This window comes from Absicoccus sp. (assembly GCF_034090965.1).
Taxonomy (GTDB): domain Bacteria; phylum Bacillota_I; class Bacilli_A; order Erysipelotrichales; family Erysipelotrichaceae; genus Absicoccus; species Absicoccus intestinalis.
Map to the genome: position 1 here is coordinate 1 of NZ_JAXDRQ010000053.1, position 12408 is coordinate 12408.

General features: G+C 37.8%; 12 protein-coding genes and 1 tRNA gene. 2 read left to right on the forward strand and 11 right to left on the reverse strand.

Annotated elements, in window-relative coordinates:
• Positions 1 to 373: 373 nt before the first annotated feature.
• The 11 genes from SOS22_RS07475 to radC form a co-directional block, all read right to left on the reverse strand.
• On the reverse strand, positions 374 to 1066 hold the full coding sequence (locus SOS22_RS07475) for a LytR/AlgR family response regulator transcription factor (protein WP_320325188.1): 693 nt from the start codon (positions 1064 to 1066) through the stop codon (positions 374 to 376).
• A 48-nt stretch (positions 1067 to 1114) separates the two neighbouring features.
• Positions 1115 to 2377: a UDP-N-acetylglucosamine 1-carboxyvinyltransferase gene (locus SOS22_RS07480; RefSeq protein ID WP_320596828.1), complete on the reverse strand. Its 1263-nt coding sequence runs from the start codon at positions 2375 to 2377 to the stop codon at positions 1115 to 1117.
• A gap of 98 nt (positions 2378 to 2475) precedes the next feature.
• Positions 2476 to 3345, reverse strand: coding sequence for a class II fructose-1,6-bisphosphate aldolase (fba, locus tag SOS22_RS07485; RefSeq protein ID WP_320325190.1), 870 nt, complete (start codon positions 3343 to 3345; stop codon positions 2476 to 2478).
• A gap of 69 nt (positions 3346 to 3414) precedes the next feature.
• A complete protein-coding gene (locus tag SOS22_RS07490; protein ID WP_320325191.1) occupies positions 3415 to 4260 on the reverse strand; it encodes an ATP-binding protein in 846 nt (281 codons plus the stop codon).
• Positions 4253 to 5386 carry a DnaD domain protein gene (locus tag SOS22_RS07495; RefSeq protein WP_320596829.1) on the reverse strand — a complete coding sequence of 378 codons (1134 nt, stop codon included), beginning with the start codon at positions 5384 to 5386 and terminating at the stop codon, positions 4253 to 4255. The genes SOS22_RS07490 and SOS22_RS07495 overlap by 8 nt, the downstream gene beginning before the upstream one ends.
• The gene (coaE, locus tag SOS22_RS07500) at positions 5373 to 5981 is read right to left on the reverse strand and encodes a dephospho-CoA kinase (protein WP_320325193.1); all 609 of its coding nucleotides are present in this window, start codon (positions 5979 to 5981) and stop codon (positions 5373 to 5375) included. Before coaE ends, SOS22_RS07495 begins: the two co-directional genes overlap by 14 nt.
• Complete coding sequence (mutM, locus tag SOS22_RS07505; protein WP_320596830.1) at positions 5954 to 6784, reverse strand: bifunctional DNA-formamidopyrimidine glycosylase/DNA-(apurinic or apyrimidinic site) lyase; 831 nt, start codon at positions 6782 to 6784, stop codon at positions 5954 to 5956. Before mutM ends, coaE begins: the two co-directional genes overlap by 28 nt.
• Positions 6784 to 9351 (reverse strand): DNA polymerase I, encoded by a 2568-nt coding sequence (gene polA, locus SOS22_RS07510; protein WP_320596831.1) that lies wholly within the window; start codon positions 9349 to 9351, stop codon positions 6784 to 6786. Before polA ends, mutM begins: the two co-directional genes overlap by 1 nt.
• A gap of 57 nt (positions 9352 to 9408) precedes the next feature.
• Positions 9409 to 9975: a hypothetical protein gene (locus SOS22_RS07515; RefSeq protein ID WP_320596832.1), complete on the reverse strand. Its 567-nt coding sequence runs from the start codon at positions 9973 to 9975 to the stop codon at positions 9409 to 9411.
• On the reverse strand, positions 9972 to 10808 hold the full coding sequence (gene mreC, locus SOS22_RS07520) for a rod shape-determining protein MreC (protein ID WP_320325197.1): 837 nt from the start codon (positions 10806 to 10808) through the stop codon (positions 9972 to 9974). The genes SOS22_RS07515 and mreC overlap by 4 nt, the downstream gene beginning before the upstream one ends.
• A gap of 49 nt (positions 10809 to 10857) precedes the next feature.
• Entirely contained in the window at positions 10858 to 11532 is a 675-nt protein-coding gene (gene radC, locus SOS22_RS07525) for a RadC family protein (RefSeq protein ID WP_320596833.1), read from the reverse strand.
• A gap of 84 nt (positions 11533 to 11616) precedes the next feature.
• Here radC and SOS22_RS07530 point away from each other — a divergent pair.
• Together SOS22_RS07530 and traF are read left to right on the forward strand one after the other, a co-directional pair.
• Positions 11617 to 11692: transfer RNA gene (locus tag SOS22_RS07530), tRNA-His, on the forward strand.
• Positions 11693 to 11751: 59 nt separating this feature from the next.
• Positions 11752 to 12312, forward strand: a complete 561-nt coding sequence (gene traF, locus SOS22_RS07535; protein WP_320596834.1) for a conjugal transfer protein TraF — start codon at positions 11752 to 11754, stop codon at positions 12310 to 12312.
• The last annotated feature ends 96 nt before the right edge of the window (positions 12313 to 12408 follow it).

Consider the following 12408-nt stretch of genomic DNA (forward strand, 5'->3'; position numbering starts at 1 on the left):
CAATTGTAGAATTCAAATCATCTTCTCACCATTTGTATATACACGATTGTACGTATAGAAATTATTGGTATTCTGTATATACAATGAAGATGATCATATGCCCCCAGTACAGATGTTTTGTTTGTGATATTGGATCACTGCCTTTTTACGGCCCTTTCACATCCTTCGTTGACATATGCGAACGGAAGTTTGTTCTGATTACTCAGCTTATCCTTTGGAGCCTTCTCTCCATAGTTTCGCTTTTCGTTAAAGCGATATGCTTTAACATCCATTTATTTTCATCTTCTCACCGCTCCCTAATGAAATCCCCTTTTCTACTTCTATTATAACGAGTTTATCGAACATGGAGATCCATCATGGATAACTTGAGCTATTATATGGCATGATTGGAATCCGTTTCTCGCTGTTTTGCGCGAATCTTGCGATGCTGCGAACGCGAGACCGGAATACGAATTGAATCCTTTAATTCCACCATGTCATTGAACCAAGAAGTGATATATTTTTGATTCACTAGATAAGAAACATGAACACGTAAAAAGCCATACGGTTCAAATGTTTTTTCCAACTCCGAAATATTGATTCGCTTATGAAAGACTCCTTTTTTGGTATGAAAATACACCATTTTATCAATTTTTTCTAAATAATAGATATCTTCATAAGGCAAATTGACACGCACCCCACCATAGGCAAAATAATAAATATCTTCTTGATGTAAAGAAGACAGCAACCACTCCTTCATATCCAAAAGATCCGTTTCAATTTTATCTTTTTGAATATATCGTACACGTCCTCTTTGATCATCACCCATGGCCTTTGTTGCATCAGCACAGATGTATAAAAATAAAGCCTGTGGATGGTCATGAACAAAAACACTTTCCATCCGTGTCGTTTTAAACATTTCATCAAAAACAAACACTTGAAAATCAACCGATTCACAAGCTTTTGCCAATCGGCTCGCTTTATAATAATGACGGAAACCCCAATCTTGATCATTTAACAGTTGTGATAAAGCAAACACAGTATCTTTGGTTTCTTGTTCATGTGTTAAAAAAGCAATTCGTATCATATCTATATTTTAGCACACTAACCAAAAAAAGATGGAATTCAATCCATCTTATACTTCTTCACGCCATAATTTAGCACCTAGTTTTTTCAATTTGCCATCCAAATCATCATAGCCACGATCGATGTGATAGATATCGTGAATTTCCGTCACGCCTTGTGCAATCAATCCAGCAACGACTAAAGCCGCTCCACATCGAAGGTCGGTTGCCTTGACACGCGTACCATATAATGGTGTTTTTCCATGAATAAAGGCGCTTGGAATACGAACATCAATATCAGCACCCATTTTACGTAATTCATCACAATGCTTGAAACGCTCGGTATAAATGGTTTCCGTCACCGTTGATTGTCCATGGGCTTGGGTCAATAAAACCGAAAAAGGTTGTTGCACATCCGTCGCAAAACCAGGATAGGGTTTAGTTAATATTTCAGTTGGTTTTAATTGTTCATGCTGACCAAAAATATGAATAAAATCAGAACCCACTTCCATTTTTATACCAATTTCTTTTAATTTCATAATGATCGCATCCAAATGTTGTGGAATGACATTTTCAACACGCATGTCATCACCAACAGCAGCACCAATAATAATATAGGTAGCTGCTTCAATGCGATCGGGAATAATTTCATGGATACATCCTTTTAGATCTTCTACTCCATCAATTGTGATGGTCGATGTCCCCATGCCATGAATACGTGCCCCCATTTTATTCAAAAGCGTCGCAATATCAATGATTTCTGGTTCACGAGCCGCATTTTCAATGATCGTGCGGCCTTTCGCATAAACAGCAGCCATCATGATATTGATGGTGGCCCCAACACTTGAAATATCCAAGAAAATATTGGTTCCAATCAATTCATCCGCATGTAAGATATAACATCCATTTTCATAGTTGATACGAGCACCTAAAGCTTCAAACCCCTTTAAATGAAGATCAATAGGTCGTGGTCCTAAATAACATCCACCAGGCATACGAATTTCTGCATGACCAAATTTACCAAGCAAGGCCCCCATAAAATAATAACTAGCCCGCAATTTTGTTACAGCTTCTGAAACCATAGGAATATTTTTCATATTTCTTGGATCAATATATAAAGTACCTGGTTCTGTTTCTTCTACATCCACATTTAATTCTTGAAGCAAGACCATCAAAGAACGTACATCCGAAATATTAGGCACTCCATAGATCGTAACGGGTTGATTGGCTAAAACACATGCAGGAATCAAGGCAACTGTAGCATTTTTAGACCCACTGATCGTCACTGTACCAGAAAGACGATGTCCCCCTTCAATCTTAATTACTTTTTCCATTGATTCTCCTCCCCTGCTATTTTATTCCATAAGATTCTAACATGAACGTTTCAAAAAAAAAAGAGTGGTTCTTTTTGAACCACTCAAATTTAAACCAATTATTCAGCTTTTCCAGCACAACCAAAGAAGTTTTCAACCATGTCTTCTACCAATGCTTGAACTGCATCTGTACCAGGTTTCAACAACTTACGAGGATCGTAACCTTTTCCTTCTAAGTCTTTTCCAGCTTCAATATATTTACGAGTTGCATCCGCAAATACCAATTGACATTCCGTATTGACATTGACTTTAGAAACACCTAAAGTAATGGCTTTTTGCACTTGTTCACGTGGAATACCAGATCCACCATGTAATACTAATGGTTTACCATTTGTAGCCTTTTGGATCTCAGCTAAACGATCAAAGTTCAATCCAGCCCAGTCAGCAGGATATTTACCATGGATATTACCGATACCAGCAGCTAGGAAATCTACACCTAAACTTGCAATCTTAGCGCATTCTTCTGGATCCGCTAATTCACCAGCAGAAGTAACACCATCTTCGGTACCACCAATACCACCAACTTCACACTCAACAGAGATTCCTTTTGAATGTGCTAAAGCAAGGATTTCTTTTGATTTTGCTTCATTTTCTTCGAAATCATAATGACTTCCATCGAACATGACAGAAGTAAAGCCAGCTTCGATACAAGCCTTAGCTCCTTCATATGTTCCATGATCTAAGTGTAAAGCAACTGGAACTGTGATTCCCAAGTTATCATGGATATTTTTAACCATAGCGACAACATTGTCGAATCCACACATATACTTTCCAGCACCCTCAGAAACACCTAACATAACTGGAGCTTTTTTAGCTTCGCATCCTAAAAGGATAGCTTTGATCCATTCCATGTTGTTGATGTTAAAAGCACCAATAGCGTAATGTCCTTCATGGGCTTTGTTGATCATGTCTGTAGCAGATACTAACATTTCTTTTCCTCCTTGTTAATTACATCTTACGGCTATATTTTACTACCAATTCTTTTATTTGAAAAGGCTTTATCTTAGGGATGTCCCCATCAATAAGACAACATCCGATAACGCTCGAATTCGCTCTAAAATTCGATTGGCAGCTACTCTTCCCTCTTTCTGACAAGCAGCATATCGACTCTCTAATTCGGACCATTGATAATTCGAAGTGAAATAGGTCTTTTTCTTTTGTTCCATACGCGCATCCAAGATGGGAAATAAGATTTCATTCAAGGTCCATGGTGAAATATATTCAGCTCCTATATCATCAAAAATCACGACATCTGCCCACCGCATCTGTGCCATATTCATTTTTCGCCATTGCGTATCCTTCATGGAATCCCGACATTCGGCAATCCATACGGGCACCTTCACAAAACAAACAGTCTTGCCTTGCTTAGCATAATGATTGGCTACGCCTTTTAATAAATAACTCTTACCCACACCAGCTTGTCCACACAAATAGATTCCCTTATCCGCAGATAGAGATTTTACTACTTTCGCATAGGCTTCCAAATATTGTTTCGAAGTCATTCCTTTGGTCAATGTTCGAAGATCGATCAAATCGTCATCCGTACTCATATGGGTATATCGAAAATTCTTTACATGCGCTAACAGCTTTTCCTTTTCTATCATATAAGGACACATACTATACGATTCACGCAATCCATCTTCCGTAAGTTCCAGCTGATATCTATGCCCCTTTAGCGTTTGCCGACAATACGATAGACCCAGACAACCCTCGCATTTCTGTAAAGACTCTTGCCATGTAAGCATCTCAATAATGTTTTCTTTAATAAATGAATCATTCAAATTATGGGCATCCAAGAAATGACGAATGATTGGTTGTTTCTTGATTCGTTCTATATCAGACATGCGAATCTCCCTCCAATTGTTCCTGCATCTTTAGTATTTCTTCTTTCAACTCATCACTAGCTTCTTCTTGCTGCACCTGTGTATACCAAGAAGGATAAGCCTGTTTTGAGGATGGTGTTGATGGTGCTTGTATTTGCGCCAATGCTTTTTCTTTTGAATCGATGCCTAAACGAACCCAACTTGCAGCAATTTTTTCCACATAACTCCGTGGAAATTTTTGATGGGATGTCTTCAAAGTATATTCAATCAACACATTCATCACTTCATTTGAAAAATGATAATCATGCATTATTTTTTCAATCACTTTGCGATCGCTCGAAGCGACAGGCACACCCTTTTGCCTTTGCTGCATAAATGCGACCGGCGCCAATGCATATGGATCTTTCAATGATTCCACCTTGGTTTTATTATGATAGACTTGTGCTTTTAACTTACCAAAATCAAACACATGCGTATTGGGGTTGATTGCTCGCATCACATATCGTTTCATTACTTTCGCATCGATTCCATGAATCGTTGCTAATTGAGCAATACGAGTCAAATTTTGTTCTGTGCGCAATCGCATCGGAAAAATTTGATCCATTCCCTGTAAAAAGGTATCAAAATCAAAATCATACGATTCCCGAACCAAATGTGGACGATGATCATGATACAATTTCTCATCTTCTTCGCTCCAACCATCCAATTTTTCTACAGGACAAGGCTCACTAATTTCTTTCATGGTCGAAGGCACTTGCATATCTTTCGTAAAATGCGTCTTGATTTGATCGAATCGTTGTTTTCCTACTGCTTGTAAAAATAAACGACTATATGTATCGTGGACCAAAAAAGAACGTGCATCTAAAGGAGCAAAAATATGATACAACCAACTCCTCGATTGTATGTCATGATAAGTTTTGATCAAATGAAATTGTTCTAAATTTTTTCGTGCCTGCACAAATCGGGATGACGATAAACCACTCGCTTGGATCAGTTCATCTTGTGAACAAGAAACATCCGCCATGATCCGAAACAATTGATACAGACCAATGGCTTCATGATCCAGTAAGGGCAAATACAAGAAATACAGATCCGCCAAAGACTCTTCCGTCCATGGATCACATAGAATGATCTTACAGTCCGACACTACTTTCCTCCCTTTCTAAAGCTTTTTGAACTTGAGCATATAATTCATCTAAACTCGCATCATTATAAATCACGACATCACTTTTTTGTATCTTCTTTTCTGGATCCATTTGAAAAGCCAAGCGGGCCTGAGCTTGTGATGCACTATAATGACGATACTTTTGCAGACGATCTAAAGCAATATCAAGATTGGTTACGACACACCATATGGAATCGAACATATCTTCAACATGACTTTCAAATAATAAAGGCACCTCGATAAAAACCAAAGCCGTCTTTTGGACTTGTGCCCAATCTTGTATTTCCTGCAAGATCAAGGGATGCAAAATAGCTTCAATCTTTTGTTTGATTGCATCTGCCTGAAACATTTGTTCTGCCATTTGTGCCTTATCAATATTTTCCATATCATCCAATGGAACCAATTTCTTTTCAACCAGAGCTCGATATCCCTTTTGGCCTTTTTCTAAAAGATGAGCATTGACCCGATCACAATCTAAGACAGGATAGTAAGAAGCCAAGTATTTTGAAACTTGAGATTTTCCTGCCCCCATAGATCCAGTTAATCCAATTATTTTCTTTTTTGACAATGTCGACATATATACGTTCCTCTTTGTCCAACAGTAATTTTCTCGATGGGTCTGCCACATACTGGACAAGGTTCTCCTTTTCTTGCATGCACTTGCAGATGAATTTGAAAGCGTCCAGAAACACCTAAGCTGGATGTATAATCACGAATGGTCGTTCCTCCACAAGCAATCGCCTCTGATAAGATTTTTCGCATTTGGAGAATGATATTCGCACAATCTTTTTTGGATATCCGATTGCACCGACTTCTAGGATCCAGCCCACAAGCAAAACAAATCTCATCCGCATAGATATTGCCAATCCCAGCAATGATCGATTGATCCAAAAGAGCCATTTTTAAGGGCCGATGGGCTGAATGAATCTGCTGATAGAAATACATAGCATCGGCTCGTGGATCCGTAAAATCAAGACCTACATTTTTTAAAGCAGGCAAACTTGCCACATCTTCGGTTTTGGGATACAACCACATTCGCCCAAATTTACGTGTGTCATGATAACAAACATTTCGACCATCATCCATCTGCCAGATAGAGTGAATATGTTTACAAAAAGCGGGTGGTCGATCATAAATATAAAAGCGTCCTTCCATCCGTAAATGAACAACTAAAATAGATGTATCCAAGGTAAAAAGAAGATATTTTCCAATACGCGAAAAGGCATGAAACTTCTGACCTTGCAGTTGTTGACAGAATTGATCCACACTGGGATAGGCAATCAATTTCTCATAAAATACATTCACTTTCGCAATGGTATGATCTTGGAGTTGTCGTTCCAAGGTGGACACCACAACTTGTACTTCAGGACCTTCTGGCATTATTTCGCCTCATACCAGGTTGGTCCATAAGCCAAGGATGCTTTTAATGGCACGGATAATTCCAATGCATGTTCCATGGTTTCTTTGACAAGCTGTTTCATGATTTCCAACTCATTTTCTGGTACTTCAAAGATCAATTCATCATGAATCTGAAGAAGCATCTTCGATTGCACGTGTGCCTTTTTCATGGCTTGATCTACCTTGATCATCGCAATCTTGATCAAATCGGCCGCACTACCTTGAATCGGTGCATTCATAGCAGCTCGTTTACCGAATTCCCGCGTCATAAAATTCTTATCATTGATTTCCGGAATACTACGCCGGCGATGAAACATCGTTTCTACATAGCCATGTTCTTTACAAAAATCAATCAAACCATTCATGTACTGATGAATGTGTGAATAATTCGAAAAATAAGCATTCATAAATTCTTTGGCTTCCACTCGAGTGATATTTAATTGTTGCGAAAGGCCATAATCCGTTTGCCCGTATACGATTCCAAAATTGACCGTTTTAGCCATTCGACGACGATCTGGTGTAACTTCTTCCGGTTTACAATCAAAAATCAATGTAGCCGTTCTTGTATGAATGTCCTGATCTTCTTTAAAAGCTTCGATCATATGGGGTTCTTGTGCCATATGGGCCAACATACGCAATTCAATTTGCGAATAATCAGCAGATAAAAGAAGTGTTCCCTTCGGTGCTGTAAAAGCTTTACGAATTTCTTTTCCTTGATCATCACGAACACTGATATTTTGCAGATTTGGTTCACTACTCGATAATCGACCCGTTTGCGTCATCGTTTGATTAAAAGTCGTATGGATCTTTTCATCCATTTGAATGTGTTTTTGTAAACCATCGATATACGTGCTCTTGATTTTTGCGACTTTCCGATATTCCAATAATTTTGGGATCATTTCATGTTGATCTTTGATCTTTTCCAATACATCCGCCGAAGTAGAACGTTTTTTGCCTGGATGTTTCAATCCCAAATCATCATAAAGAACCATCGCTAATTGTTTTGGTGAATTGATATTAAATTCTTTTCCAGCTAAGGCATAAATGGCTGCCGAGATTTGATCCATCTTTTCAGAAATGGATACACCCATATCGGATAATATCTTTCGATCAATATGGATTCCTTCTTTTTCCATCTGAAACAAAATAGGAATCAGCGGCTTTTCGATGGTTTCATATAAATCAAATAATTCTTCATTTTTCAATTGTTTCCATATTTGTTTATATTTTTGGTCCAACACGACGATCAATGTGCTCATAACGGCCAATGAACGTTCCTCATTGGTTTTTTCTTTATTCTTTTTACTTAAATCATGAATGGACTCTGGTAAATGAATATGCATCGCTTCCAAAACGGCATCTTCATTGGTTGCTTGGGAATGCAGCAAAAAGCTAGCTACATGAAAGTCTTCCTTAAACAGACAAGGTTTAAACCCATTTCTTGATAGAAGATGCATCATCATCTTGGCATCCCAAGTCATATAGGCATCATCGATCAGACTGGTTTGAAAAGCTAGATCAAAAAGCGCATCCGTTTTTGAAATATAATAAACCGTATTTTCTTGTAAACCGATAAATCCATAGAGTTCCTGACTCATATATGGATCTGGCGAACAAATTGGTAATAAAAACGAACTTTGGATCGACCAACTATGGATTGTTTTATAAGAAACTTCTTCTTTGGTTTTGGCTTTTGTTGCCTGTGCAAAAGAATGCATTTCATATTTGGCATAAAAGTCATTCACAGTATCGTCAAAGCCATGAAAATCACAAGATTCCAAAACAAATGGAAGATCCATATCACGATAAATAGTGGCCAAATGTTTTGAAAGAAACGCATTGTCTTTATCATTTTCTAATTTCTCTTTGAGCTTCCCTTTGATCTCATCCATATGTGCATAGACTTCTTCTACACTGGGATGCGCTTTTAATAAACGAATCGCCGTTTTTTCGCCAACACCTTTTACCCCTGGAATGTTGTCGGCGGTATCGCCCATCAATCCTTTTAAATCAATGATCTGAATGGGTGTTAATCCATCATACATTTCTGAAAAATTCTCATTATCCACCAGCTTCATTTCGGTGATCCCTTTTTGCATCAATAAAACTTTTGTGGACCCATCGATCAACTGCAACAAATCACGATCACTGGTCAAGATCGTTGTATCTGCACTCTTTTGACATTGTTTGGCCATCGAACCGATGATATCATCCGCTTCATAACCATGTATTTCATAGCGTTTGATACCGGCTGCATCTAAAAATTCTCGAACAATGGGAAATTGAACTTTTAATTCATCATCCAATGGTTTTCTCGTTCCTTTGTATGGTTCATATTCTTGTTTTCGAAACGTTTGCGAATCGGCATCCCAAGCCACTAATAAAGCATCGGGTTGGATCGTATCCAAGGCTTTTTGCAGCATCATGATAAAGCCATAAACGGCATTGGTTGGAATGCCATTCGATGTCTGCATCGAATGACGATACATCGTTGCATAATAAGCACGGAAAAGCATCGAATTGCCATCCAGTAATAAGAGTTTTTTCATATTATCACCAACTTCTATTTATTCATTCTATCACGCAAAAAGGAAATGAGCTATGACTCACTTCCCAAAAGAACGAATTCGACGATAATTCTTTTTTTCTATGGCATTTTTTTGATTGGAATGCCGCATAGATATACGATCGATAAAATCAATAATATAGTAAAGGGCTAATAAAGCAGCACAATGAAATACGATCGTCATCAATTCCATATGAAGAAACCATCGGCCAAAAGAGACACTCACTTGCCCAAAAAGCTTTGAAACTAAGAAAGGAAGTATGTCTAACAAGATCACACAACCAATCGTACCTAACGAAAGCCATCGTACATCATCACTCGTTTTTTCAATGAGCCACCCCAAACCAAAACTAGCAGCTGGAAATAAGATCGTAGATAAAGGAAATGTGGATAAAAAGAAGTAATCATATATCAACCCACACAACATGCCCATCAATACTCGATCGATCCAATTTCGTTTATATACCAATAACAATAAGGCCATAAAACAAATATGTGGAACAAATGACATATTCTGAAAACTAAAATCAGGTGGCCAAATATAAACGATCAACGTATCCAATAAAGCCATGATCAACAAAAAGAGAAAGAATGTGCGCAATTTCATGATGCATCCCCATTTCCGACAACCATCACATATTTAAAACTTTGCATATTCGATACCGGCTTTACATAGATCTTAGAAATGATCGATGAATCATCTCGTTCAATTTCTGTAACTGTACCTACAAAGATACCACTTGGATAGTTGCCACCTTGTCCGCTTGTTGCGACAGCTTGCCCACTTGTCACGGTAGCATCATTATTGAAAAGTGACATACAATACTCATTCCGATTGGCATCATACGATTGAATGACACCTTCAACCGTCGAACCATCTTGTAAAGAAATTTTGACCGCGATATCATTTACTAAATTTTCGCTCGTTAACAATTCAACCGTACTTGTATTGACCTGGGTCTTTGTGACCAAACCAATCATACCTTCACTACTTTGCACCAACATGCCAACTTTTACACCTTGTGAGCTGCCTGCCGAAATGGTAATGTTTTGATTCCATGTTTCACTAGACCGACGAATCACAGAACAACTAATCATCTTTACATCACTATTGGTGTTTTTCACATTCAGTAGTTTTTCTAATTCTTCATTTTTATTTGCTTCTTCTTCATAGAGCGTTTTATAACTCTTTTGTTCCGCTAATTCTTGTTTTAAATAGTCATTATCATCTTGTTGATGCCAAAGGTTCGCGACATCATTAAATACATTGGCCAACGATGTGATTGGATATTCGATCAATCCATATTGAATATAGGTCCAAGCACTATATCCCATATTGGATAAAGCTTGTTGTCTTAAGCCAATCATGCATGTTCCAATCCCAAGAACAATGACGATCAATATCGCTAATACACGTTGTAGATGATTTAATCTCCGCATAATGATCCCTCAAATCTAAGACCTATTATACAAAGATTCCAATTTCCTTTCAATCTAGATATTGGCTTTGTCGAAAGGAATACCATCCATCTCTGCCGACGATGATATGATCTAAAAAATGGATACCCATCACTTGTGCGACTTCATTGATTTGTTTCGTGCAACGAATATCTGCATCGCTAGGATGCGGATCTCCCGACGGATGATTATGAATACACAAAACGGAACATGCATTTTCTAAGAATGCTTCTTTAAAAATATCACGAGGATGCACACAGCTTTCATTCAAAGTACCTTTAAACAATAGATGATGGGAAATGATCTTTCCTTTTGTATCTAAATATACAGCCACAAAATGTTCTTGTTTTTCATACGCATATTCCAATTTAAACCATTGCACGATATCATTAGGTACCGCAACAACATGCGAATACGCACTAGCTTTTGTAGCCCGAGAACACAATTCAATGCTTGCTAAAAGCTGCAAAGCCTTGACTTCTCGAATGCCTTGAATTTGCATCAAGCGATGGGGCGATAAATCAAACAGATTCGATAAATGGTTCGATACTTCAAATACCTCCTTTGCGATAGCAAATACCGAACGGTTTTTATTCCCACTCTGTAACATCAATGCTAATAATTCAACATCCGTCAATGACTTCAAACCAAATCGTAGTGCTTTTTCTCGAGGACGATCTGCCTCATTCATATCTTTCACTTTCATATATTCTAATACGCTTAAAAACAAGAAATAACAAAAAAGGGGTTTACACATTTTTCTAGTTTTGTTATTATATATAAGCACATGGCGGTTGTGGTGAAGCGGTTAACACAGCGGATTGTGGCTCCGTGATGCGCGCGTTCGAATCGCGTCAGCCGCCCCATTGTGAAATTGAAGCTCTCATTGAGAGCTTTTTTTTATGCTTTATGCTACAATACTGCCATGAAAAAAAATATCGCAATAACACTCGCGCTGATTGGTGCTTTAAGCTTGCCAACAACGATCTATGCCAATGACAATATCAATGCTTGTGACCCAACAGCTGAATGTGAAGAATCTAAGACTAAAACAACAGAAGAAGGCTTTGTCGAAATTTCGATGGATGAGGCTCTAACCTATTTTACCGAGAAAAAAAGTGGCATCCTCTTTTTTGGCTTTAATGCTTGTCCATGGTGCAAAGAAGCAAGACCCATATTAAAAAAAGTGGCCGATAAAAAGAATGTAACTGTTTATTATGTCAAAGTTCGTGATGAGGATAAGAATTTGTTGTATTCTGATGAGCAAAGAGTCGAATTGACAAAATACATACCCAAATATATGTCAAAAAACAAAAAGGAAGACAATAAACTTTGGCTTTATGTACCATTGGTCATTCATGTAAAAAAAGGAAAAGTCGTGGCTGGTCATGAAGGAACGGTCAAAAACCATGATGCCACAAAACGAAAAATGACAAAGAAAGAAAAGAAAAAGTTAGAAAAGACATATACGAAGATACTGAAATAAGTATCTTCGTTTTTCAAATAGATGAATTGTCAAATTAAGTGCAACACGATGTATGTGAGTCTGTTTCGTTCATAACTTCATTTGGTGTCTTATAGC